At 52.0% G+C, this 25646-nt stretch carries 22 protein-coding genes; 10 read left to right on the top strand and 12 right to left on the bottom strand.

Translation table 11 applies throughout. The annotated features are described in order from the left end of the window. Nucleotides 1-79 precede the first annotated feature (79 nt). The gene (locus tag ACOTX3_RS10245; protein WP_038980692.1) at nt 80-1531 is read left to right on the top strand and encodes a tagaturonate reductase; all 1452 of its coding nucleotides are present in this window, start codon (nt 80-82) and stop codon (nt 1529-1531) included. A gap of 197 nt (nt 1532-1728) precedes the next feature. Continuing rightward, nucleotides 1729-2643, top strand: coding sequence for a bestrophin family protein (locus tag ACOTX3_RS10250; RefSeq protein ID WP_038980694.1), 915 nt, complete (start codon nt 1729-1731; stop codon nt 2641-2643). Here the strand turns inward: ACOTX3_RS10250 and ACOTX3_RS10255 are convergent. After that, on the bottom strand, nt 2631-3179 hold the full coding sequence (locus ACOTX3_RS10255) for a GNAT family N-acetyltransferase (RefSeq protein ID WP_013096602.1): 549 nt from the start codon (nt 3177-3179) through the stop codon (nt 2631-2633). The genes ACOTX3_RS10250 and ACOTX3_RS10255 overlap by 13 nt on opposite strands. A gap of 226 nt (nt 3180-3405) precedes the next feature. Between ACOTX3_RS10255 and ACOTX3_RS10260 the strand changes: the two genes are divergently transcribed. The 5 genes from ACOTX3_RS10260 to ACOTX3_RS10280 all read left to right on the top strand — a co-directional run bounded on the left by ACOTX3_RS10260 (nt 3406) and on the right by ACOTX3_RS10280 (nt 8392). Beyond that, nucleotides 3406-3846 (top strand): GNAT family N-acetyltransferase, encoded by a 441-nt coding sequence (locus ACOTX3_RS10260; RefSeq protein WP_058678503.1) that lies wholly within the window; start codon nt 3406-3408, stop codon nt 3844-3846. Nucleotides 3847-3991: 145 nt separating this feature from the next. Continuing rightward, entirely contained in the window at nt 3992-4987 is a 996-nt protein-coding gene (locus tag ACOTX3_RS10265; RefSeq protein WP_013096598.1) for an alpha/beta fold hydrolase, read from the top strand. Between the two features lie 44 nt (nt 4988-5031). Beyond that, nucleotides 5032-5772: a response regulator gene (locus ACOTX3_RS10270; protein WP_058678502.1), complete on the top strand. Its 741-nt coding sequence runs from the start codon at nt 5032-5034 to the stop codon at nt 5770-5772. Beyond that, the gene (locus ACOTX3_RS10275) at nt 5769-7064 is read left to right on the top strand and encodes a sensor histidine kinase (protein WP_058678501.1); all 1296 of its coding nucleotides are present in this window, start codon (nt 5769-5771) and stop codon (nt 7062-7064) included. Before ACOTX3_RS10270 ends, ACOTX3_RS10275 begins: the two co-directional genes overlap by 4 nt. Before the next feature lie 137 nt (nt 7065-7201). After that, a complete protein-coding gene (locus tag ACOTX3_RS10280) occupies nt 7202-8392 on the top strand; it encodes a cytochrome c biogenesis protein/redoxin (protein WP_040020903.1) in 1191 nt (396 codons plus the stop codon). A 6-nt stretch (nt 8393-8398) separates the two neighbouring features. On the opposite strand, the gene tam is transcribed toward ACOTX3_RS10280, so the two are convergent. Together tam and ACOTX3_RS10290 are read right to left on the bottom strand one after the other, a co-directional pair. After that, nucleotides 8399-9157 carry a trans-aconitate 2-methyltransferase gene (gene tam, locus ACOTX3_RS10285; protein WP_058678499.1) on the bottom strand — a complete coding sequence of 253 codons (759 nt, stop codon included), beginning with the start codon at nt 9155-9157 and terminating at the stop codon, nt 8399-8401. Nucleotides 9158-9240: 83 nt separating this feature from the next. Next, the gene (locus tag ACOTX3_RS10290) at nt 9241-9825 is read right to left on the bottom strand and encodes an NUDIX domain-containing protein (RefSeq protein ID WP_020688643.1); all 585 of its coding nucleotides are present in this window, start codon (nt 9823-9825) and stop codon (nt 9241-9243) included. 86 nt (nt 9826-9911) lie between these two features. Between ACOTX3_RS10290 and ACOTX3_RS10295 the strand changes: the two genes are divergently transcribed. Then, nucleotides 9912-10679, top strand: a complete 768-nt coding sequence (locus ACOTX3_RS10295; protein ID WP_023619584.1) for a DeoR/GlpR family DNA-binding transcription regulator — start codon at nt 9912-9914, stop codon at nt 10677-10679. A 44-nt stretch (nt 10680-10723) separates the two neighbouring features. On the opposite strand, the gene ACOTX3_RS10300 is transcribed toward ACOTX3_RS10295, so the two are convergent. Then, complete coding sequence (locus ACOTX3_RS10300) at nt 10724-11086, bottom strand: DUF4406 domain-containing protein (RefSeq protein ID WP_023619585.1); 363 nt, start codon at nt 11084-11086, stop codon at nt 10724-10726. Between the two features lie 227 nt (nt 11087-11313). Between ACOTX3_RS10300 and ACOTX3_RS10305 the strand changes: the two genes are divergently transcribed. Beyond that, nucleotides 11314-12930, top strand: coding sequence for a mechanosensitive ion channel family protein (locus ACOTX3_RS10305; RefSeq protein WP_127869263.1), 1617 nt, complete (start codon nt 11314-11316; stop codon nt 12928-12930). Between the two features lie 55 nt (nt 12931-12985). On the opposite strand, the gene ACOTX3_RS10310 is transcribed toward ACOTX3_RS10305, so the two are convergent. The 6 genes from ACOTX3_RS10310 to ACOTX3_RS10335 all read right to left on the bottom strand — a co-directional run bounded on the left by ACOTX3_RS10310 (nt 12986) and on the right by ACOTX3_RS10335 (nt 20065). Then, nucleotides 12986-13405, bottom strand: coding sequence for a DUF4354 family protein (locus ACOTX3_RS10310; RefSeq protein ID WP_038980708.1), 420 nt, complete (start codon nt 13403-13405; stop codon nt 12986-12988). A gap of 31 nt (nt 13406-13436) precedes the next feature. Then, nucleotides 13437-13880, bottom strand: coding sequence for a PACE efflux transporter (locus ACOTX3_RS10315; RefSeq protein WP_013096588.1), 444 nt, complete (start codon nt 13878-13880; stop codon nt 13437-13439). Nucleotides 13881-13990: 110 nt separating this feature from the next. Further along, complete coding sequence (gene chrA / locus ACOTX3_RS10320; RefSeq protein WP_038980712.1) at nt 13991-15358, bottom strand: chromate efflux transporter; 1368 nt, start codon at nt 15356-15358, stop codon at nt 13991-13993. Nucleotides 15359-15519: 161 nt separating this feature from the next. Then, nucleotides 15520-15801, bottom strand: coding sequence for a hypothetical protein (locus tag ACOTX3_RS10325; RefSeq protein ID WP_048972123.1), 282 nt, complete (start codon nt 15799-15801; stop codon nt 15520-15522). A 448-nt stretch (nt 15802-16249) separates the two neighbouring features. Beyond that, nucleotides 16250-17959 (bottom strand): LeoA/HP0731 family dynamin-like GTPase, encoded by a 1710-nt coding sequence (locus ACOTX3_RS10330; RefSeq protein ID WP_058678497.1) that lies wholly within the window; start codon nt 17957-17959, stop codon nt 16250-16252. 9 nt (nt 17960-17968) lie between these two features. Further along, nucleotides 17969-20065: a GTPase gene (locus tag ACOTX3_RS10335; protein ID WP_127869264.1), complete on the bottom strand. Its 2097-nt coding sequence runs from the start codon at nt 20063-20065 to the stop codon at nt 17969-17971. 836 nt (nt 20066-20901) lie between these two features. Between ACOTX3_RS10335 and ACOTX3_RS10340 the strand changes: the two genes are divergently transcribed. Next, entirely contained in the window at nt 20902-21225 is a 324-nt protein-coding gene (locus ACOTX3_RS10340; RefSeq protein WP_234355758.1) for a hypothetical protein, read from the top strand. A 27-nt stretch (nt 21226-21252) separates the two neighbouring features. On the opposite strand, the gene silA is transcribed toward ACOTX3_RS10340, so the two are convergent. Both silA and ACOTX3_RS10350 read right to left on the bottom strand, forming a co-directional pair. Continuing rightward, the gene (silA, locus tag ACOTX3_RS10345) at nt 21253-24393 is read right to left on the bottom strand and encodes a Cu(+)/Ag(+) efflux RND transporter permease subunit SilA (RefSeq protein WP_058679093.1); all 3141 of its coding nucleotides are present in this window, start codon (nt 24391-24393) and stop codon (nt 21253-21255) included. A 10-nt stretch (nt 24394-24403) separates the two neighbouring features. Continuing rightward, entirely contained in the window at nt 24404-25645 is a 1242-nt protein-coding gene (locus ACOTX3_RS10350; protein WP_058679092.1) for an efflux RND transporter periplasmic adaptor subunit, read from the bottom strand. Between the last annotated feature and the right edge of the window lies 1 nt (nt 25646).

Below are 25646 nucleotides of genomic sequence, written 5' to 3' on the forward strand. Positions count from 1 at the left end.
GGGTTCTGGTCGAAAACCTTTGGTAAGTTATCATACCAATTTAATCAGGTTGTACGACTAATCATAAAAGGACCCCATTGTGAACACACTTAACCGTCGTGATTTCCCCGGTGCTCTCTACCCCGAACGAATCATTCAGTTTGGCGAGGGCAATTTCCTGCGTGCGTTTGTCGACTGGCAAATCGACCTGTTAAACGAACATACCGATCTCAATGCCGGCGTCGTGGTCGTACGCCCAATTCAAAGCGACTTCCCGCCGTCATTAAGCACTCAGGATGGCCTGTATACCACGATCATTCGTGGTCTGAATGAGCAGGGCGAGGCGGTCAGCGAAGCGCGTCTTATCCGCTCGGTGAATCGAGAGATCAGCGTCTACAGCCAGTACGATGAATTTCTGAAACTGGCGCACAATCCGGAGATGCGTTTTGTCTTCTCCAACACCACCGAGGCGGGGATTAGCTGGCACGCGGGCGATCGTTTCGAAGATGCGCCAGCGGTGAGCTATCCAGCGAAGCTGACGCGGCTGCTGTTTGAGCGCTTCAGCCATTTTAACGGCGCAGCGGACAAAGGCTGGATCATCATTCCGTGCGAGCTAATAGACTATAACGGCGAAGCGCTGCGCGAACTGGTGCTGCGCTATGCACAGGCATGGGCACTGCCAGCGGAATTTATTCAGTGGCTGAATGCGCATAACAGCTTCTGCTCCACGTTAGTTGACCGCATTGTAACGGGGTATCCGCGCGACGAAGCGGCGACGCTGGAAGCCGGGCTTGGCTATCACGATGCGTTCCTGGATACCGCTGAACATTTCTACCTGTTTGTTATTCAGGGGCCTGAATCCCTGGCCAGCGAACTGCGTCTGGACAAATTCCCGCTAAACGTGCGGATTGTGGATGACATTAAGCCGTACAAGGAGCGCAAAGTGGCGATTCTCAACGGCGCGCACACAGCGCTGGTGCCGGTGGCGTTCCAGGCGGGGCTGGATACGGTGGGCGAGGCGATGAATGATGCCGACATATGCGCATTCATCGAAAAAGCGATCTATGAGGAAATCATTCCGGTCCTGGATTTGCCGCGTAATGAACTGGCCTCTTTCGCCAGCGCCGTTACGGGTCGTTTCCGCAATCCGTATATCAAGCATCAGCTGCTGTCGATTGCCCTTAACGGCATGACCAAGTATCGCACGCGCATTCTGCCGCAGCTGTTGGCGGGGGTGAGGGCATCTGGCACGTTGCCCGCTCGCCTGACGTTCGCGCTGGCCGCACTGATCGCGTTCTACCGTGCAGAGCGTAACGGGGAGAACTATCCGGTGCAGGATGATGCGCACTGGCTTGCTCGTTACCAACAGCTGTGGGCGCAGCATCACGATAAACAGATCACCACCCGCGAGCTGGTCGCCTCCGTTTTAAGCGTTACTGAGCACTGGGAGCAGGATTTAACTCAGGTAGAGGGTCTTGTCGGTCAGGTTTCGCGCGATCTCGACGCGATTCTGCAACAGGGGATGCGGGCCGCAGTAAAACCGCTTTGTTAACCCATGCCCGGCTTAGGCCGGGTATTTTATACCTTATTAGTTACAACATACTATGAACTCGTTTATGTAAAGCAGGCTCTAGCACCGTGCGGTTTATTTCTTATCAGGTGATAAAATGCAATCTCTTATTAACAAGCTTGCAACCGTGACAGGGATCACGTTTAATAACGCGGCTCTTTCCTTTCCTGAAGCTGACTATGATTGTTCGTCCCAAACAGCACTGGCTACAACTGATTTTCGTCTGGCACGGTTCGGTACTTCCTAAAATCTATACCCGGTTGTTACTTAACTTCCTGCTATCCATCGCCGTTATTCTGATGCTGCCGTGGTATACCTCGCTGGGCATTAAATTTACCGTTGCGCCGTTCAGCATCCTGGGTGTGGCCATCGCTATCTTTCTGGGGTTCAGAAACAACGCCTGCTATTCGCGCTACGTTGAGGCTCGCCAGCTATGGGGGCAACTGATGATAGCGGCACGCTCGTTATTTCGCGAGGTTAAAAACACCTTGCCGGATGATAAACATCTGGGTGAGTTCGTCCGCCTGCAGATCGCCTTTGCCCATTGTCTGCGCATGACCCTGCGTCGTGAACAGGGGGAAGGGCAACTGGCGCGCTATCTGGCGGCGGAGGATTTACGCAACGTCATGGCCGCCAATTCCCCGGCGAACCGTATTCTGCTGATCATGGGTGAATGGCTGGCCGTCAGACGCCGTAACGGAGACCTCTCCGATATTCTGTTCCACAGCCTGAACAACCGTCTCAACGATATGTCGATTGTCCTGTCAGGCTGCGAGCGCATCGCCACCACGCCCGTGCCGTTTGCTTATACGCTTATCCTGCACCGTACGGTCTATCTGTTCTGCATCATGCTGCCGTTCGCGCTGGTCGTTGACCTGCACTACATGACGCCGTTTGTCTCTGCGCTGATTTCGTATACCTTTATTTCGCTGGATACGCTGGCAGAAGAGCTGGAAGATCCGTTTGGTACCGAAGACAACGACCTGCCGCTGGACGCCATCTGCAACATGATGGAACGCGATCTGCTGCAGATGAACGATGAAGAGAACATTCCGGAAAGGCTGATGCCGGATAAGTATTATCAGCTGACCTGACGGGCGTTCCACTCGTCCCGGGTGATTTCCCACAGCTCGGAATCGAGCATACCGCTGACGTACGCTTTCTTTTCCGTTCTGATAAGCCGCATGCCGCTACTGTCTGAAATACGACGGGAGCGGCTATTGGCGGCCGCCTTCGGCGCGCGCAATACGGGTTTGTTCAGCGTGTTAAACCAGTAATCCGTTGCCGCAATGCTGGCTTCGCGCATATATCCCTTTCCCTGAAACTCCGGCGCCAGCCAAAACCCGCGGTTGTTATCTTCCACATCGTACAGGCAGATAACCCCCATCAGTTCATCCGGCGCTTCACGACGGCGGATGCTCCAGAACCAGGCAATCCCTTTCGCCATATCCGGCAGCGCCACGTTGTTGACATAGTTTTCCGCGCCGTTATCCGGGTAGGGCCAGGGCACGGAAGAGACCAGATAGCGGACAATCTCCCAGCGCGGATAGCGCTTTTGAATCTGAACGGCATCTTCGGCAACCAGCGGTTTTAGCAGCAAGCGTTCTGTCGTGAGAGTCGGTATCGTCATCCGCAGATCTCCATATTTAAGCGTTATGATTTTGTTTGCGTTCTGGTATTTTGTAAAGAGCGGTCTAAAGGGCGCTTGAGGTTGCTGATTTCTTGCCGGGTGGCGCTGCGCTTACCCGGCCTACACTTCCCAATTCATTGTAGGCCCGTGCAAGCGTAGCGCCGCCGGGCGAAACATACACCATGCACTTTGTCAGCAGTTTATAGCGCCGTAAAGTGAGAAAAACATGACAGTTATCGTAAGACCTTTACACGCAAATGATTACTCCCAGTGGCGTCCACTTTGGGACGGGTATACCCATTTTTATGACTGCTTTCTCGATGAATCGGTTACCGCATCGACATGGGAAAGGGCGCTCTCATCGCATTCACCGATGTTCTGCCGCGTAGTAGAGAAAGACGAAAAGATCATTGGTTTCGCGATGTGCATTCTCCACGAAGGCACCTGGTCAACGGCCCCCGTTTGCTACCTGGAAGATCTGTTTGTCGATGCCACCGAACGCGGTGCGGGGGCCGGGAAGGCGCTCATTGATGCCCTGATAGCCGAAGGCAAGCGCGAAGGGTGGTCGAAACTGTATTGGGTGACCCGGGAGAACAACCCGGCGCGTAAACTCTATGACAAATACGGTGAAGCAGACGATTACGTACGCTACCGCCTCTCGCTGTAAGCCTGAATCACCTGTGTTTGTATCACACTGTATCTGTGTACCGGATACATACACAGGATTGCAATAAACCCCCTTTCGCACATATCCGCTATACAAACGCGTGTTGTTATATCCCCGTCAACTGTTCTTAACCGGAGATACCAACATGTTCAGCAAACTCGCGTATTCAACCCTGGCGTTAACCGTTTCTCTTGGCACCGTCATGTCCTGTCAGGCCGAAGTCACCGGCAAAGATGTTGCCGCAGCCTTCGATCACCCTCAGCAAATTAACGCTGGCGATCTGAATATCGGCTATGTCGATATCGGACCAAAAGAGGGACAGCCGGTGATTCTGTTACATGGCTGGCCCTACGATATTCACAGCTATGCCGAAGTCGCACCCGCGCTGGCGGCAAAAGGCTACCGGGTCATTGTGCCTTCGCTGCGCGGCTACGGCACCACGCGCTTCCTGTCAGCAAGCACGCCGCGTAACGGCCAGCCTTCGGCCATGGCGAAAGATATCGTTAACCTGATGGATGCCCTCAACATTAAGCAGGCTGTTTTTGCGGGATACGACTGGGGCGCCCGTACGGCGGACATTGTCGCGGCGCTGTGGCCTGAACGTGTCAAATCCCTTGTTTCGGTAAGTGGCTATCTCATCAGCAGCCAGCAGATTGGTAAACAGCCGCTGCCGCCAAAAGCAGAGCAGCAGTGGTGGTATCAGTTCTATTTCGCAACAGAACGCGGTGCCGAAGGCTATGCCAAAAATACCCATGACTTCGCCCGTCTGATCTGGTCTCAGGCCTCACCAGACTGGAAGTTTTCCGATGCAACCTTTAACGCCAGCGCAAAATCCCTGGATAACCCCGATCACGTCGCGGTTACGCTCAGCAACTATCGCTGGCGTTTGGGGCTTGAAAAAGGCGAGCGTAAATACGACAGCTACGAGCAAAAGCTGGCGACATTGCCAAATATCACCGTTCCGACAATTACCATCGAAGGCGGCAACAACGGGGCGCCACATCCTGCGCCGCAAGCCTATGCCGGTAAATTCACCGGTAAATATGAACACCGCACCTTTGGGGCCACCGTGGGGCACAACCCGCCGCAGGAAGATCCGCAGGATTTCGTCAAGGCGGTTATCGATGCGGATAAGCTGTGATATGTGCTATTTTCAATACGTTACCCCTCAGTCAGGAGATCCCGGTGGAGCATATTGATCATATCCTTGTCGTCGATGACGACAGGGATATTCGTGAATTGATTGTCGACTATCTCGTCAAGTCGGGCTATCGCGCGTCTGGAGCGGCAAACGGCAAAGAGATGCGGGCCGTGCTAGATAAACAGCATGTCGATCTGGTGGTGCTGGACGTGATGATGCCAGGCGATGACGGATTAACGCTCTGCCGGGGACTGCGCAGCGGTAAACATAAAGATCTGCCGATCCTGATGCTGACCGCGCGCAACGAAGAGACAGACCGGATCCTGGGGCTGGAAATGGGGGCCGATGACTATGTCGTGAAGCCCTTTGTTGCGCGCGAACTGCTGGCGCGTATCAAAGCCATTTTGCGCCGTTTTCGTTCCATGCCACCCAATCTGCAGGTGACCGAGGCCGGGCGCCTGGTGATGTTCGGCAACTGGCAACTGGACACCGTTGCTCGTCACCTGATCGACAGCGAGGGGATGATTGTGGCACTCAGCGGGGCGGAATACCGACTTCTGCGCGTGTTCCTAGACCATCCTCAGCGTGTGCTGAGCCGCGATCAGTTGCTTAACCTGACCCAGGGGCGAGATGCTGAACTCTTTGAGCGCTCGATTGATCTTCTGGTCAGCCGGGTTCGTCAGCGGCTGAATGAAGATGCCCGCACGCCGGCCTACATCAAGACCGTTCGCAGCGAAGGGTACGTTTTTACCATGCCGGTGATCATCAAAGAGGCCAATGAATGAGGCTCTGGCCACGCTCGTTACTGACGCGACTGCTGATTATCGTGATGCTGGGGCTCCTGCTGGCCAACGCGCTCAGCCTCACGCTGGTCATGCTTGAGCGGATGCGCAGCGCCCGCACGGTGATGCTCGGCAACCTGGAATATGACGTTTCCACCAGTGTGGCCATCCTCGACCGGCTTCCCGCGAGGGAGCGTCCAGCCTGGCTGGAACGACTGGCGCGGGGGAACTATCGCTACATTCTGGGCACCGGTGAACCGGGGCCCGCACCGCATGACAAACGCTCGCAGGATGCCATCCGCACCCTGACAGAGGCGCTGTCGGCAACCTGGCCACTGACGTTTACTGCCGTGCCGGGGCCGGTTTCCCATATTCAGGCCCACCTTACGCTGAGCGATGGTTCGCCGCTGACCATTGACCTTATCCCCCGAATGCCTCCGGTCGCCAGCTGGCTGCCTGTAGTGCTTGTGTTGCAGCTACTGCTTCTGGCGTTCTGCTCATGGATTGCCGTGCGTCAGGTTATTCGACCCTTTTCTCAGTTTACCCGGGCGGTGGATTCCCTCGACCCGGCAGCAAGCTCGCCAATGACCGAGACAGGACCAGTCGAGGTGCAACGGGCCGCGCACGCCTTTAATGCGATGCAGGCGCGTATCCAGTCTTACCTGCGCGAGCGTGCGCAGATCCTGGCTTCCGTATCGCACGACCTTCAGACCCCGATAACGCGCATGAAGTTGCGCGTCGAAATGGCGGACCAGCCGGAACTGCGGGACAAGTTGCTCAATGACCTGGACAATATGACGCGCCTGGTGCGGGAAGGAATAGCGTATGCCCGGTCATCAGAATCGCTGGAAGAGACCTCGCTCAAGCTGGAGTTGAATGCCTGGATAAACAGCATCGCCAGTGATTACCAGGACATCGGGAAAAACGTGCAGCTTCAGGCGACCGATGCCCGTATGCCCGTGGTCACGCGTCCGCAGGCGCTACGCCGGGTGATGACCAATCTGCTGGATAATGCGCTGAAATTTGGCGACTACGCCGTCATTACGATTCATTCAGATGCCCATCATGTCACGATCGCCATTCGCGATGGCGGACCGGGGATACCGGACGCCGAACTGGAGGCAGTATTGCAGCCGTTTTATCGGGTGGAAACCTCACGAAACCGCGACACCGGGGGCACCGGATTAGGGCTGGCGATCGCCGCCCAGTTGACTGCGCAGTTAGGCGGGAAATTGCATCTGGCGAACCACGCCGAGGGTGGGCTGGACGTTTCGATTACGCTGCCGCGCGGGTAATTGTACGGTTTTGTATCGGACAGCCTTCATGATACGCGCACAGACAATTCGCGCTGATTTGCACATATCCTGAACATATCAACACGGTGAAATAACCTCACTGCAGCTTCGCAGGGCATCTCTAATGTGAGGTCACTATGTTTCTGATAATCGCTTTTCTGGGCGGAATGATAAGCCTGCTCAGCCCATGTACACTCCCCGTTATTCCACTGCTGTTTGCCGGGTTCCAGGGGCAACGACGGCATATTCTGGCGTTGCTCGCGGGGATGATTGTAATGTTCACCCTCGTGGCACTGGTGGCTACCGCAGCCAGCAACTGGATCGCCCAGGCGACGATAGCAGGGCGCTGGGTCGCACTGGTTGTACTGGCAATAGCCGCACTGGCACTCATTTTCCCGACATTCGCCCAGCGTATTGCCGGACCGGCCGTCAGCGCAGGTAATCTCCTCAACACACGCAGCGGGCAGACGCGCGGTACTCTCTCCGCATTTCTGGCCGGGCTGGCCGTTGGGTTGCTCTGGTCGCCGTGCGCCGGACCGATTCTGGGTGCCATCTTCAGCCTGAATATTGCCGGTCACTCCGCCATTGCCACGGGGGCACTGCTGGCCGCTTATGGCAGCGGATGCGCGCTGATGTTGGGGCTGCTGGTTATCGGTGGTCGCGCGCTGATGGCACCCCTGCGCGCCAGATCGGCATTGATGGAAAGGTTACGCAAGGGGGCGGGCGTGGTCATGTTAGCGACCGTTGCGTTTAACGCCACCGGGATGACGTCCGTTCTGAAAGGCGCTAACGGGGTCGCAGACCGTCTGGAGAATTCGCTCCTGACGCTGGCGAAACCCGCAACGGCACCGGTGAAGCTTCAGCCAGTGGTGATGACCGAACCCAGCAGCCAGTTACCCTCCTTAAGCGGCGGAACAGGATGGGTAAATGGTGACCCTGTCACGTCTGACTCTCTGCGGGGGAAGGTAGTATTGATTGATTTCTGGACGTGGGACTGCATCAACTGTCAGCATACGCTCCCGCACGTTCGCGACTGGGCCCAAAAGTACCAGGCGCAGGGTCTGGTGGTAATAGGTGTGCATACGCCGGAATACCCGTGGGAAAAACCGCTCGCCTCGGTACAAAAAGCGGTGACGAAATGGCAGCTCCCGTATCGGGTGGTCACGGATAATAACTATAAGATCTGGAACGCCTTCGGGAATCAGTACTGGCCCGCACACTACTATTTCGATGCCAAAGGGCAACTGCGCTACACCTCCTTTGGCGAGGGCAATTACGAACAGCAGGAAAAAGTCATTCAGCAGTTGCTGAAAGAGGCTCGCTCCTGAGCCGACTTACGGCTGACGTTGAGCAACGATAAACAAGCGTGGAAATGCCAGCAGTATCTGCCCGTTTTCCTGAAGCGGATACTGCTCTTCCAGCAGTTCATGGTAGCGTTTCAGGAACTGCTTCTGCTCGCTTTCATTCAACTCCTGTAACCACGGACGCAGCCCCGTGGCGCTGACCCAGTCAATAATCGCCTGATGCGACCCCATTTTATGGAAATAGGTTGTGCGCCAGATATCCACGTCGCAGCCTGCCTCCGTCAGAATATCGTAATACGCATGGACACCGGGCAGAGGTTCACGGCCTCGATTCGGATAACCTTGTTCAACAGCCACTTCGCGCATCGAGACGTGTGTCGGTTCAAGCCAGTTATCCGGCATCTGGATCGCCAGCACGCCGTTTAGCTTCAGCAGCGAAACCAGATGCGGCAGGAGCTCGTAATGGTCAGGGATCCACTGTAGCGAGGCATTCGCATAAATCAGGCCCAGCGGCTGGCCTGGCTTGTACTGCCGGATATCGGCCTCAACAAAGTGGCAATCGGGCAACGCCTGGCGCGCCTCTTCGAGCATCGCCGGTGAGTTATCAACACCAGTGATGTGGGCGGAAGGCCAGCGATGCTTCAACAGCGCGGTGCTGTTTCCCGGTCCGCAGCCTAAATCAACGATGGTGGACACCTCATCCAGTGGAATTCTGGCGAGCAGTTCAGCAGCAGGGCGCGTGCGTTCGGCACCGTATTGCAGATAAAGCGAAGGGTTCCAGTCGGCCATTTTTGCCTCTCCGTGTTGAATTCATCAGCAAGAATAGCACAGGCAGAGACCCGCACTGGGGCAGGTCTCAACCGACGCAGTGACTACAGAACGCCTTTCAGCGCGATATGGTAAAGCAGCATAATCGTTTTGCCGTCGACAATCCTGCCGGTATCAATACCGCGCAAGGCCTCATCCAGCGGCATTTCTAGCACGTCGATATCTTCTCCCTCTGACTTGATGCCGCCGCCTGCGCTGGCCCGATCCTGCGGGTGATACTCTGCGATATAAAAATAGAGTTTTTCCGTGACGGAGCCTGGGCTCATGTAGGCTTCAAAGACTTTCTCAACACGGGAGACACGATATCCGGTCTCTTCTTCCGCTTCCGCCTTGATGCGGCTTTCGGGATCCATGTTATCCAGCAGCCCGGCAGCGGCCTCGATAAGGTCGTCCTCATGGCCATTGATAAAGACCGGAAAGCGGAACTGGCGCGTCAGGATCACCGTTCTTTTATCACGGTTATAGAGCAGTATCGTGGCCCCGTTTCCCCGGTCATACACTTCGCGGCTTTGCCGCTGCCATTCACCGTCGCGTCGCTGCAGCTCAAAGGTGTACTTTTTGAGGATGTACCAGTTATCCGACAGGGTTTCATTTTCAATGATGCGCACATCTGCACGTTTCGATTGCACGTTTGCTGCTCCTTACGTAGAGTGATCGTCATAAACAGCATTATCATGCACATTCAAGATAAAGCGTGCAATATCAGGAATCCACAATGCTCACCAGTCAGCGAAAACAATTAATCCTCGAGAAGCTTGCCGCTGAAGGCCAGGTCCAGTCTAAAGCGCTCAGCGCACATTTCGCGGTGTCAGAAGACACCATTCGTCGTGATCTCCGCGAACTGGCGGCGGAAGGGCGTTTGCAGCGTGTCCATGGCGGTGCGCTGCCGGCCTCGTCGGCCACTGTGCCGTTTGCCGAGCGTAAATCGGTGAAGATGGACGCGAAAAAAAATGTGGCCCGCAAAGGCGCAAAGCTCATTTCCCCTGGGCAGGTGGTGATTGTCGACGGCGGCACCACCACATCGGAACTGATCGCGTATTTACCGGCGGATTTACGCATTACCGTGGTCACACACAGCCCGAGCATTGCCCTTGGGCTCGTCGAGCATCCTTCGATTGAAGTGATCCTGATCGGAGGACGTCTGTACAAACACTCCATCGTGACGGTAGGCGCAGCGGCCATTGAAGGCATCGACAATATCCATGCGGATCTGTTCTTCATGGGGGTTACCGGCATCCATCCTGAAGCCGGGCTTACCACCGGCGATTTCGAAGAGGCGTGCATCAAACGTGCATTTTCCGGCAGGGCCGCCGAGACAGTGGTCCTGGCATCGCCAGAAAAAATAAACACCGCGTCATCGTTTGTGATTGGCGAGCTATCGCTGGCCAATACGATTGTCGTGGAAGATGATACCGATCGCGCCTGGATTAGCGCGGTAAGGGAGAAGGGCGTCTCCGTGGTGACGACATCAGATCCAGAATAACCCTTGAACCTGCCTGTGATGAGCAGGCAGGTTCAGGCGCGTCCTCAGGCCTGAGGGATGCTTTCTAACGAGGTGTAAACGTTCAGCCCGAGCTTACGGGCAACCTCGATATCCATATCAGCTCCCTTAGACGCACCGGCAATACGATAAATCGCGTCGCATTTCCCAATGAGCCGGTGTGCAACGGGATAGAGCATCGCTTCACTGATTTCATCCCCAATGGACGTTGAACCCGCGGCCTTTGCCAGCGGTAGCGCAAGCCATTCACCAATCACCGGAACGTGGCCACGCTGGTATACGGCTAATGCTGCGTTTTCCAGACGGGCAAGGTTTTCATCCATTTTGGCCTGGTCGCCATCAGTCCCGCTGCGCCAGGGGCCCGCTATTAAAATCAACTGTTGTGTCATACATACCTCGTTGCGTGATGGTGCATGAATTTGCACGTTAATAATTGAAGTATCGGTTTTCAGCTCTGAAACGTATCTTAATAGGCACCATCGTGCAAATACAAGCAGTATCATGCATAATGGTGATGTTGCATAAGCGCGACGCTGGTCTATGCTCAACATGCAGAGACTCGCCATTCTCTGGGGCAATTGAAAAATAACAATAAGTTGCGTTTCAGGGGGTGGAAATGAATAAGGTCCTGCTCGCATTATTATCCTGCGTGCTCTCGGTCATCTCATTTACTGGCGTCGCCGCCGAGCCACGCCAGGAGCCTACTGAGCAGGAGCGGGCCCGAACCGTTTATATTTTTCATCAACCGATTGTGATGTTGCAGGCCAAATTTGGTCTCACGACGCCTGAAGAACGCGTGTTACGTATTCGCCATACCCTGCGCAATTTCACGCAGCAGGACGTACGTGAGCCGCTGAAAATTGTTCCCGTCACCCGTTACAACCAGCAGGGAAGGCTGATTGTCATGAACAATAAGCCTGTTTTATTGCTTACGCAGGCGGACCTGGATGAGGGGGACGATTTGACTCTCGACCAGGCCGCTCAGCGCGTGCTGGCGCGGATGGAGGCGCAACGTACGGCGCTTCGCGATCAATATGACACCGGCTGGCTGGCGCTCTCCGCCGGGAAAACGGTCGTCGGGCTGCTTGTTCTGTCTCTTTTCTGGTACGGGGCGTGGCGGTCGTGGCGCTGGGTTCGCAATGTTTGCCGTCGCCGCATTCTTGAAAACCGCAGCGTTATCCCGCAGAGCTGGCGTAAGTTTGTCGGCGCAATTGAGGCTCGTTTGTATGCTTTACTGATGATTTTACTGGGCATTCTCGGATTGTATCTCTGGCTGAGTTGGGCGTTCAGCTTGTTCCCCTGGACACGCGTCTGGGGTGCATCGTTAGGCGACTGGACCATGCGCGTGCTGCGGGACATTGCGCTGTCGATTGTCTCGGCCATGCCGGGAATTATGATTGTCCTGATCATCTTTGTGATTACCACCTTTATTCTGAAGCTCCTGAAGGTGTTGTTAAATCAGGTGGAAGCAGGGCGCCTGCAGCTGCCGGGCATTCATCCTGAAACCGTGGGAGCTACGCGTAAACTGATTTCTGTCGTGGTGTGGTTATTTGCCCTCTCTGCGGCCTATCCGTTTTTACCGGGAGCGAATTCGCTGGCGTTTAAAGGCATTAGCGTCTTCTTTGGCCTGATGCTTACCCTGGGTTCGGCAGGCGTGATGAACCATGCGATGAGCGGACTGGTACTGATCTACTCACGAGCGTTGAGGAAAGGAGACGTTATACGGGTGGCGGATAACGAAGGGCTGGTCACGGAGATAGGCATGCTGGCGACCAAGATCATCATCCGCGAGAACTATGTTGTGACCGTACCCAATGCGGTGGTGGTGAGCGGAAAAATCACCAATCTGAGCGTACAGAATCCTGACGGTGGCGTGAACCTGACGATTGGCGTGACGATTGGCTATGACACACCATGGCGACAGGTTCATGCCATGCTGGAGATGGCGGCGAGACGGTCGAAATGTGTTGACCCTTCGCAGCAGCCCCTGGTGCGTCAGCTGGGGCTGATGGACTGGTACATTGCCTATGAGCTGCAGGTAAAATTGCAGCCCGGACAGTCACTTGCCGAAGCCCGCAATGAGCTCCACAGTAACATTCAGGACGTTTTCAACGAGTTCAACGTGCAGATTATGTCGCCAAACTTCGTGATGCAGCCGGAAGGTGCGGTCGTCGTCGCGGAAGAAAACTGGTTCGCAGCACCGGCAGTGAAACCCGCACAAAAGCCATCATGAATCAGTCCGGTGCATGACAGACCGCCTCGATATTATGGCCGTCAGGCGGCGAACATCATCCTTTTGTGCAATCCTGTCCAATGCCGAAACGGACAAATGGCATATTCAAAACGTCAGGGTTCGAACTGCTGAAATACACCATTCCCGTACGGTTATCCATCGGCTTGTATTTTTTCAGCATCTCCAGTTCGATACCTGTACTCATAAATGATTTGCCGTTTTTATCAAACAGGAAGAAACACATTTTATTGTCTTTGCCCGGCTCAATACTTTTATCAGACGCGTTATTCAGTGTCACCTTGTAGCTGACCATGTACTGCGCTTCGCCAGTTGTGCTATCCCATTGACTTCCTTGGGATTGCTTTTCAGCAAAAAGAGTAATACCGCCCTGAGACGCTTTCTGAACTGCCAGGGCAGTTCCGGCTGCAGAAACCGCTAAAGTAAGACATACTGCTTTAATTAAGTTACAACGCATTTTTCCTTCCTCCTGTTAAAATACAGAGCCGCTAAATGGCGGACCGTTTCCGCCCAACAAATGTCCAACGCAGGTAGTCATAAAGCCAGTTAAAGAGCATCGTGTATGGCAGAAAAAACAGTACCAGACCGATCTCGACAAAAAATGCCTCAGTGACTGTTAAATTCAGCATTACCATCGCGACAGGAATTAATGTAATGATAAGTCCTGTTTCAAAGCAGACAGCATGGATTGCACGCACGAGAAATGTTCGTTGAAACGCATATTTTTTCTGCAAGGCGTCAAAGAATTTATTAAACACAAAATTCCATGCCGTGGCGGCAAGTGCAGATATCACGGACAACGAACCCGACTGAAGCACCGACACGTTCATCAGCCACGCAAGTGACAGCGCAATGATGACATTGGCCGTCACTTCGAAAAGAACCGCATGCAAAACGCGTTCTTTAAAACTTTTATCCAGTTCAATTTCCATTTACTTAGTGCGGCTTTTTAAAAAAACTGAAGTATATCAGACGTGCTTCAACTTTCTTTAAACGTGAAGGTTAGAATGGCTGTCAGGCCCCGGTTATTCGGGGCCTTGCTCTATGTTCTGAGGAAAAGATGTAAAATCAACCCGATTACCGCACATGCGGCAATTACGTGTGTGACTCTATATTTGAACCGGAATAGTGCGATGGCGGCAGCAAAAGCAATGACCGCTGCTATCCAGTCCATTTTGCCGTCAAATCCCTGTGGCCAGAGCACGTGGTAGCCAAAAAAGAGTGCCAGATTCAGGATCACGCCAACCACCGCTGCGGTAATTGCCGTGAGTGGCGCGGTAAAATTAATATTGTTGTGCGTCGTTTCAATAAAAGGCCCACCGGCCAGGATAAACAGAAACGATGGCAGAAACGTAAACCAGGTCGCCAGCACGGCCGCTACAGCGCCTGCCAGGAAAAGCTGATCCGGTCCATACGCCATATTCACATAGCCACCAACAAATCCCACAAATGCCACAACCATGATAAGCGGCCCCGGCGTGGTTTCACCCAGTGCCAGACCATCAATCATCTGCGTTGGCGTGAGCCACTGATAATGACCAACCGCGCCCTGGTAGATATAAGGCAGTACCGCATAGGCACCCCCAAATGTCAGCAGCGCCGCCTTGGTAAAGAACCAGCCCATCTGGGTAAACGGGTGCATCCAGCCAAGGCTCAGATAGAGCATCGCCATTGGCGTTGCCCATAAAAAAACACCGGCAATGATAATCAGGGTCAAGCGTGACCATTTGAAAACCGTATGCGGAGCCGCTGGCGTATGGTCATCAATAATGGCAGCACCGTAGGATTTTCGGCTGGCGTCATGGGCGTTACCCTGACCAAAATGGTCGGGGTAAAGGCGCCCACCCACATAACCCATCATTGCGGCTGACAGGACAATAACGGGAAAAGGGACATTGAGGGCGAAAATGGCGACAAACGCGGCGGCAGCGATTGCCCACTGCGTGCGGTTACGCAGCGCCCGCGAACCGATACGGTGCGCAGCCTGCACAACAATCGCCGTAATTGCCGGTTTTATGCCGTAAAAGAGACCGGCCACGACAGACAAATGGCCATACGCCACGTAAATCCACGACAGGACAATAAGGATAAAAAGGGAAGGGAGCACAAACAGTGTCCCGGCAACCACGCCGCCCCAGGTGCGGTGCATCAGCCAGCCAATATAGGTCGCCAGTTGTTGCGCCTCCGGGCCCGGAAGCACCATGCAGTAATTCAGTGCATGCAAAAAGCGCTGTTCGGATATCCAGCGTCGGTTTTCAACCAGCTCCTGATGCATTATCGAAATCTGCCCGGCCGGCCCGCCAAAGCTGATGAATCCCAGCTTCAGCCAGAATAAAAAGGCTTCACGGAAACTGACATGCGGAGGTGGAACGCCCGGTTCGTCGTCGACCGGAGGCAGATTGCTGTTCATGAGTTTCTGAACCTGTTTTTGAATTCTGCTGAGAGAAGGATCCGCTAAGCATATGCCATATTTATGAAAGATGAGTGATGATGGCTACGTCAGCAAACTGAGATAAGAGATTCTAAAGACAGCGGCCGTGTTAACGGTATTTCTTTTTAATTTTCCATGCCTTATAGGAAAGAAACGGCGGCTGAAAAAAAACAAATGATGAACAAAGCGATCAACATCGCAACGCCCGTGGATACTACATTTTCTCTGGACGCGATGATAAGAACTATGAGGTAAACAGCAGCAAGCAATATGGTCAATAACAACGCTGCGTTAAAACGTCTGGACAAGTCAGATATCACCATATCCAGAGAAAGGGCATCTTTTGTTATGTACTTACGCAACTTCTGAAGCTCCGAGGATGTAAATCCAGATGCCAGCAGCTTTGCTTCGGTTATCGACATGTTTTCTCCATCAGCGCTGTACTCTGTGTAATCAAGACTATCAACCAGGTAGCTCAGTGGGTAGCGTTATGTACAAACTCGTAAATGATTTTACAACAGCTATCAGTAGCCAAGGGAACACAATGACGGCCACGGAATGCTGGATTCGCCCTGAATCAACCTTGGTGCGCATAATGTATATTATGTTAAATTATCTACTGTGGTAAATAAGTTCATAAGGCACTCCCACTATCTGATAAATCAATACGTTAGGATTTCTGATCTCCCTCTCGTTTCTTGCATTAGGTACAGAGTACATTCTCTTCACAATCCAGACATTATCCTAATTAAGAATCAACAAAGGCCAGCCCATCTCTTAATGGGTAAAAACAGGCTGGCAAGAGTGTATAGTTTTGGAACACCTATTTAGCGCAGAACTCTAGATACAAAATAATTATGTCTTGAAATATTAAAAGGCACCTTGAATCTCTTCGCGTAAATTTTTGATTTCATCCAGTTGTGCCCGCAGCGCATTAGCGCAATCGGATTTCCCCTCAACCTGTGAGCGTATTTCATGCAGAGCCTCATCGATATTCGTGATAGGCAGATCAAAGCCCATTTCAAGCACCTTCTTGAGCTGAGTATCCATACTCTCACGCACGGCTTCGCTGTATTCTTTAAAGTTTTTGCGAATGTCCCGCTTAATTTGAACAATCTTTTTTGCATGCTCAGACTGTTGATAGTCATCATAAATCTGCATACCCACCCCAAAAATCGCCATGGCGGGACCCAGAAATTTTGCGCCCTTCCCTATTTTTTCCGCTATTTTTACCGCCTCCCAAGCTTTGAACTTGTAGCCAAAGAAGCCCCCAATTTCTTTAATAGCACTGTGCAGGCTGCTACCAGAAATGGATTTCAGCCCCGTTTTAGAGGCATCACCTATAGCGCTTTTTGCCAGGAAGGAAAACCCTTTCTCTGCAGACTTCACCATACCCTGATTAATTGCACTATTAAGCTTGAAGGGATCGTCGTTTGAGACGCTGCCGACTTTCCCTTGTTCGGCTTCGGGGTTGAAATTCTTTGCAGTCAACAGTGCTTCATTGATCTTCGCGCTGGCAGGGGTATTCGCCAATTCGACTAACTCAGCCTCCAGATCTGACAGACACTCGTCTACAGTGTCCCGCAGCGCTTCCAAAGTCGAATTAATTAGTCGCTCACATTTGTAAATCGCGATGTCCTGCATCTTTTCGAATGCTTCCTGTTCTCCACCTAAAGCATCGGCCAGTTGGTTGCCTTGCTCAACGATCTGACTATTCAGCGTGTCCAGATTCACTCCGACTTTTTTAATCAGATCACGCCTGTTAGCCATAAATACGCGTTTGTTTTGAGTGAGTAAGCTCACCAAGCCTTTTTGCAGCGGGTCAGAAATAGTCAGCTCATCTATTTTTGATTCCAGCCTGACTTGAAGCTGCTGGAGAGGCGTTGTCAGCCTGGCGTACAGACCACGTTGCGCCACAAAACTATCAATGGCTTTGGTGAGCCCTTCCGCGTTGGAAAGCTCCAACAGCTCTTGACGTTCTTGCTCATCGTCCTCATCCAACGCGTCGAAGAATGACTGCGCGTCAGTAAAAACGATGGGAAAGTCCTCAGGAATTTTGGGCTCAAGCACCTGCGTGATACCCGAAATCTTAGTCTCTTTATCGGCCGAGTCGCTTTCAAACTTATTGATGACGATCATTATCTCCCCGGCGCGTCCTTGCTTAAAGCACAGGTCCCGGAAGGCCGCGCCAACGACATCATCAAACAGTTCATTGGTAATGACATAGACCAGAAGATCTGCTTTCGATATCGCCTCAAGCGCTTTGGCATCATGTTGTTCGCATTCACCCGCAAGTATCCCAGGCGTATCCCAGATGTTTAACGACTTATGCTGATATTGAGTAACCGCATCTGTAGTAACACCGGCCCCAGTTTTGATATTCTCGATACCCGTCAGCATTTTAATGAGAGAGGACTTGCCAGCACTATACTGTCCAGCAAAAACAAGATTTAAAGGCGCTAAATTAATATCAAAATTTGCTTCCGATGCATTGACGTTACCGGCGCACCATAACTCATGAGAACGTTGGTAAAGGCTTTCCACCTTTTCTTTGAGCGTGTTGTAACCAATTTCGGTCATGACTCTTCCTTAAACAGTGATGAGGTCTATTTCACAGGAACAAAGCGCAGCCACCATTTTTATGCGGCGGTGGTCTTTCCCAATAACTTTACTTATATTTTTTTTCTGAACGAATACGGAAACATTATTATCTCCGGTCAGTTCGACCCTATCTACGAGTCCTTTATAAAGATGTGATATTTTTTTATCTAGGCTTGTGTTATACACTGCCAGTATCTTTTCTCTCATGGATTTACTCATAGCTATAAGAAGGTCAGTGTTTCGGAAATAATCTGAAATAAGAAAATAACATGCATAGCCAGGAATGCGCACCACCTTGATCGGCCTCGGCAGGACAAAATGTTGCTTAGTGATGATATGAGCCACTCTGTTCAGTAGCCTAAAGTTAATCTCGTGCTTCAAGGTACAGAGTTGACTGTCGGCAACATCCATTTCACTTATAAACTTACTCAGTGCTTGACAAAGAAGAGACAGGTTATTTTCCGCCGGGATAATGCAGGCCCGATGGATATTCATTTCGAACCAATCGACTAGATTAGCCTTTATTTTTTTCTTACTTCCCTCGATATCATCAAGCAAAACCTGACGCTGTTTAGACTTAGCCTCTTTAAGTTTTTTAGCACGACTATCTGAGAATAACGAGAATATGGTGAATACTAAACCAATACCAGCCGCCACCCAACCGACAGGATTCCAGGCATTAAAGAATGCAATAGCACTTATAGCCCCGGATATCGCCGAACCCCAGCCATTTATTCGCCTGAAGTCGAACTCGCTGAAGTTCTTCACATTGTGGATAACTTCAAAAGACAGAGTAATATCAAGTCCCTCATTCATTTCACGATTGAAATCCTGAAGTTCCTCCATCACCTGCTCAGCCAAATCCTGCACCGATTTCTCAATATTTTTAACAATATTTAAACTTTTATAATGACGATCCCAGGCGCCTGCCGCATTGTCACTCTCAATATTGTCATCAACAAAATCAGCCACAGAGTCAATGAGAGGTTTAAAAGCCAGATCGACTTCCCTTGAGAGGAACCGTGGTGCATCGCGAAGCGTCTTCATCTTCCATTGGGAAATACGTGTGAGGCCGCTTTCATACTGTGGCAAAAGCATGGAAAGTTGATCCCTTTGTCTTAGAATCAGTAAACTCTGCTCCTCAATATGGTGAAGGCTTGAATCTAGAAACGTCTGGACTCTACGGATCGGGCCATTGCCTTCGACTTCATCAATGAGCGCATTAAGAATGTGATCGATTCGACTCAGCTCATGCAATTGAGTACCTTCCTCACCCGTGATAGTCGTTGCCAGGAAGGCAGCTTGGGCATGAATGGGGATGATTCGAACCGCGCCGGGATTGATGCCTACACGGCCAGCGAGTTTTTTTAAGCGCTCAGTATGCCCTTGAATATCTTCTTCTTTGAAAATATATTTTTCCGGATTTTTCAGCGCCCGTCGCCGATTTCCCTCATTCTCCAGATCTTTTTTCATGTTCAACACGAAGATCAAGGGTTTGTTGAGCTTATGAACATGTTCGAGCTCAACAAAAGTTGATTCCTGAATACTGTCGCTATTCAGCATGAACAGCACGACGTCTGACTGCTCAAGGATCTCGTGGGCAACCTGCGTGTCCTCCAGGCCGTTATAAGCTCCGAAGCCAGGGGTATCGACTATCCTTAAGTTGTTCCATTCGTACTCTTGAACGTCGCGTGTTGTTCTTTGTGCTCCTTTGCCAATGGTCCGACCATCTCCTCGGGTAATCGCCTCGCGAACCGTACTTTTACCCGCCATTGTGCGACCAAAAAGCATGACGTTAAAGCAATCAAGACTTCTTAGCTGCTTTGCAAGATTGGCGTTTCGTTTCGAGAGTAGCTTTCCATAATCCCTCTCAAGGTTATGCAGCATGTCGGTAAGACCATCAACAACCATCTTATCTTTGGAAAGCGTTCGGCTACCATGTTCAATCACGCGTTGCAATTCTTTACTCAACCCATCGATAATGGCATCGCATTGTTCGAAGTGGCTCTGAACAGTCGTGTACTCTTCTTTGGCGATCCGTCTACAGGTCTCGAGCGACGCCAGGTAGTTATTTTGATCCGTCATTGCTTAACTCCGTTTTATCCCTCGGTTTCGGCTTTAACTCCCGCTGACCAAGAATTTAATTTTATTCAAAATTTCAATAGAATAACCAAAATTATTGATGATGCCAGTTGAGAGAAGATAAGCTCATTTTATATTAATAATATTCATTAGAAATAGCGAATGTTTTATTAAACATATGGCTTTCCGTATTACATGATTCTAATTTTATTTACTTATTCCTTAACGTTCACACCTGAAGCGCCAGGGTGATTAAATTTATTTTGAAGCCCCCCTCACCAATACTATTTCGCTTGATTCTTTGTGTGTTGTGAGATTGGTTTATTAATAATTTTAGTCGCGTTTTATTGCCCTATCACCGTTTGCATAGAATATTGTTATAACTTGGATGCAATAAAAGCTTCATTTTTTAGAAATGATTGCTACCAGGGTTGAGCTTAAACTCAACGGGAAAGCAAGTCAGCAGTGACAACGCTACCGCTCTCATAATTAGTTATTCCGAATAAGTCTTAGTGCATCTAGATGTTACAGAAATTAAACATTTTTTCAAGAAGGCAATCAGTAAACCCCTAAATATGGTGTGTTATTCTACGGCGAACATAGCTAATGTTCCATGCACTGAACAAGCGTATGCTGCCAGAACATGCTCATAGGAAATGAATACCCTGTTAGTTCATGAAGTCATTTAGCCCCCTCAAAGAGAAAAAATATCATTCAAATCAATGATGTACACAATTCATTTCTAATAAACAGAGCTCTCACTCAACATAAGTTAAATGCAATAAATCCATAAATCATATCCTGTGCCTCAGCCTCTGCTCTCACATCATAATCAGTGAATGATGTCGGAAGACTTTTCAAACTCTGGCGACCAATACGCTCCACTTCCATGGTACGTTTCTGCCCCCTGGACGAACTGTTTTGGGATACCGCAGCTGTGGTTAGGTTACAAAGTCAGCGCCGCCCTCGGGCTGCCTGAAGAAAGCGTATTTATATGGGTGGTTTTGATCGCCCTGCTGTTCTTAGGCATCAATGGCATGACGATGTTTCTGATTAGCAAAGGCCTCATGCGTGCTGTGCAGGTGCATCTTACGCTGGCGGTTATAAGCCTTGTGTTCAATCGTGCCTGGCGTAAACTTTTGCACCAGACTCGTAAAACGTAAAACCCCGTCATCTCTGGCGGGGTCTGTTTATTGCTTTTTATACCTGCGCAACCAGATAAGCTTATACGCCGCCGGAATGATAAACAGCGACAGCAGCGGCGCTGTGATCATCCCGCCAATCATCGGCGCGGCGATCCGACTCATCACTTCTGACCCCGTGCCGGTTCCCCAGAGTATGGGCAGCAAACCCGCAATGATAACCGCCACCGTCATCGCCTTAGGTCGGACACGCAGAACCGCACCATGGTACAGGGCTTCATCCAACGCTTGTGCGGTGAATGTCTCCCGTCGGGATAAGGCCGGATTCGCTTCGATGGCATGGCGCAGATACATCAGCATCACCACGCCAAACTCGGCGGCCACCCCGGCCAGGGCAATAAACCCGGTGCCGGTGGCGACAGACATATGGAAGCCCTGCCAGTACAGGAACCAGATCCCCCCGACCAGAGCGAACGGCAGACTCATCAGGATCAGCAAGGCTTCATCAACGCGGCGGAATGCCAGATACAGCAGAATGAAAATAATCATCACCGTCATCGGCACCATCAGCTTCAGTTTCTTATTGGCATGTTCCAGCAGTTCAAACTGACCGGAGAACGACACGCTGGTTCCCGGTCTCAGCTTCACGTTCTGGTTGATGGCCGTCTTAAGGTCATTGACCACCGACACCATATCCCTGCCGCGGGCATCAATATAGATCCAGCTGGTTGGTCGGGCATTTTCCGTTTTCAGCATCGTCGGGCCGGAAACGACACGTATGTCCGCCACATCCCCCAGCGTGATTTGCTGCTTCATCGGGGTCAGGATCGGCATCTCTTTCAATGCCTGCGGGCTGTTCCGGTAGTCCTGAGGATAACGGATATTAATCGGGTACCGGGCCACGCCCTCAACCGTTTCCCCTACTGTCTCGCCACCAATTACGGAGGAGACGAACAGCTGCACATCCCCCACCGTCATACCGTAGCGGGATGCTTTTTCACGATTAATATCCACATCAATGTAACGCCCGCCTTCCAGCCGCTCTGCAAGAGCAGACACCACGCCGGGTACGGTTTTGGCGACCGCTTCAATGCTCTGCGCCGTGGCGTCGATATCCGACAGAACGGTGCCTGACACCTTGATACCGATTGGGCTTTTAATCCCGGTAGAAAGCATGTCGATGCGGTTACGGATCGGCGGCACCCAGAGGTTAGCCAGACCCGGCAGACGGACTGTTTTATCGAGTTCGTCAATAATCTTGTCAATCGTCATCCCGGGTCGCCACTGATCCTCGGGTTTCAGTTGAATGGTGGTTTCCACCATTTCAAGCGGTGCGGGGTCCGTTGCTGTCTCTGCCTTACCGGTCTTGCCAAACACAGACGCCACTTCAGGAACGGTTTTGATGAGCTTGTCCGTGGTCTGCAACAGCGCAGCCGCTTCAGCCGGAGAAACGCCCGGCAGAGTTGATGGCATATACAGCAGATCGCCTTCGTTGATCTTCGGCAGAAACTCGCCGCCCATCTGACTCAGCGGCCAGATAACCGTGAAGATTGACAAAGCCGCCACCAGCAGGATTGTTTTTGGCCAGTGAAGCACCCGCAGCAGCAGCGGATGATAGGCTTTAATCAGCAGCCGGTTCAGCGGGTTACTGCTTTCGGCAGGAATTTTCCCCCGGATCCAGAAGCCCATCAGAATGGGAATGACGATAATGGCCAGCGCGGCTGCGCCTGCCATGGCGTACGTTTTGGTAAAGGCCAGCGGACCAAACAGTCGCCCTTCCTGACCTTCGAGGGTAAAAATAGGGATGAACGATAAGGTGATGATCAGCAGGCTAATAAACAGCGCGGGGCCTACTTCAACGGAGGCGTTGGTGATCACCTTCCAGCGGGTCGCGTTATCAATCTGCTCGCCAGGGTGCTGATGATCCCACTCCTCAAGCCGTTTATGCGCGTTTTCAATCATCACGATGGCGGCATCCACCATCGCCCCCACGGCAATGGCGATCCCGCCCAGGGACATAATATTGGCGTTCAGCCCCTGGAAATGCATAACGATAAAAGCAATACACAGGCCTAGCGGCAGAGAGATAATCGCCACCAGCGCAGACCGCACATGCCAGAGAAACAGCGCGCAGACGATGGCCACCACAATAAACTCTTCCAGCAGTTTATAACTCAGGTTATCAATGGCCCGGTCAATCAGCTGGCTGCGATCGTACGTGGTAACAATCTCAACACCTTCCGGCAGGCTGGCCTTCAGCGTCTCCAGTTTATCTTTTACCGCGGTAATCACTTCACGCGCGTTTTTACCCGAACGCAGGATCACCACGCCGCCCGCGACCTCTCCCTGCCCGTTAAGCTCGGCGATCCCGCGCCGCATTTCAGGCCCGGTTTGTACGCGAGCAGCATCACGCAGATAAACCGGTACTCCGTTCTCGCTGGTTTTCAGGACGATGTTATTGAAATCATCAATGGTCTGAAGATAACCGCTGGCCCGGACCATATACTCTGCTTCCGCCATTTCGACCGATGAGCCCCCTGCTTCCTGATTAGAGGATCCCAAGGCCTGCTTCACGTCAGCCAGACTGATGCCGTATTGTGCCAGTTTCAGCGGATTGACCTGGATCTGATACTGCTTTACCACCCCGCCGACCGAGGCCACCTCCGCCACGTTCGGGATGGTTTTCAGCTCAAATTTCAGGAACCAGTCCTGCAAGGAACGCAGTTCGGACAGATCGTGTTTTCCGCTGCGATCCACCAGCGCATATTCAAAGATCCAGCCCACGCCCGTAGCGTCTGGCCCAATTTCCGAACTGACACCAGCAGGCAGCTTCCCCTGAACCTGATTGAGATATTCCAGAACGCGCGAGCGGGCCCAGTAGAGATCGGTCCCGTCTTCAAAAATAACGTACACATAGGAATCACCAAACTGTGAAAACCCACGCACGGTCTTCGCACCCGGCACCGACAGCATGGTCGTGGTGAGCGGATACGTCACCTGGTTTTCGACAATTTGCGGTGCCTGGCCGGGGTAGCTCGTTTTAATAATCACCTGAACATCAGACAGATCGGGTAAGGCATCCACCGGCGTATTGATGATGGTCCATGTTCCCCAGACGCTTAGAAACAGCGCCCCTATCATCACCAGGAAACGGTTGGCGACGGCGCGCCGGATAATCCATGCAATCATCGTCGTCTCCTCAATGGCCTGAATGACTCTTTTCAGGCTGACGCATACGCTCCAGCGCACCGGTAATATTGGCTTCGGAATCAATCATGAACAGACCGCTAACCACCACCGACTCCCCTTCGTTGAGGCCGGATCCTACGGCGGACTGCTGCTGGGATTCGTGCAGAACGTGGATCTGCTTCGGCACAAATCGCCCTTCCGCGTCAACGGTGATGACCCGCTGTTCTTTACCCGTATCGATAACGGCCTGGGAGGGGATCAACAGCATCTCCTGGCTTTGGGTGTTCAGCTTCAGGTACGCATTCATGCCCGGCTTAAGCCGTTCGTCTTTGTTGGAAACCTGCAAGCGAACCTGCAGCGTACGGGTGGCAGGATCGACGCTTGGCAAAATGTTCCATTTTTCAACGTGAAACGATGTGTCCGGGTACGCCGGGACCGAAATGTCAAACTGCGAGGAGTCTTTCAGCAGATACGCGATGGATTCAGGTATGGCCGCGCTGATCCACACCGGATCCATCCCCTGAATCTGTGCCACAACCTTATCTTTCGAAATATTCATCCCGGTACGCAGGTCAAAGCCGGTGATCACCCCGTCAATGGGGGCTTTGATGGTAAACCGGGTCTGGACCGTGCGGGTCGAGCGTAACCTTTGAATATCCGCTTCCGGCATGCCTGCCAGACGAAGCCGTTCAAGCACCCCTTTCAGCTGCGCGGGCGTGCCACCGGTGCCGGACAACAGAAGGAACTCACTCTGCGCTTCCACCCACTCCGGAATAGTAATGTCGATGAGCGGCGTGCCTTTCTTCACACGATCGCCTGTCGTCAGGGGATACACCTTCTCCACAAAGCCTTCGGATCGTGCCTGCACAATCACAAACTGATATTCGTTATAGCTGACGTTGGCCGGGATGGTCTGGGCATAATTCAGCGTGCCGCGGGTCACTTTTTGCGTTTTTAATCCCAGATTCTGAACCTGCGTCGGATCAATACGGATACCGGCACCGCTTTTATCGTCATTCTCATCCGCGTATTTAGGGACCAGATCCATATCCATAAACGGCGATTTACCGGGTTTATCGAATTTAACGTCGGGCTTCATCGGGTCATACCAGAAAAGCACCTTTCGTTCCGGCGGGGTATTTTCTGTTTTTTCGGCAGCATAAATATACTGCCACGCCGTCACTGCAATCAGCCCTCCCGCAAGAAGGCTGCCGATTATCATTGCAGCATATTTAACCTTTAACGATGCCATG

Source organism: Enterobacter cloacae complex sp. IR5384, from assembly GCF_049237265.1.
Classification (GTDB): domain Bacteria; phylum Pseudomonadota; class Gammaproteobacteria; order Enterobacterales; family Enterobacteriaceae; genus Enterobacter; species Enterobacter cloacae.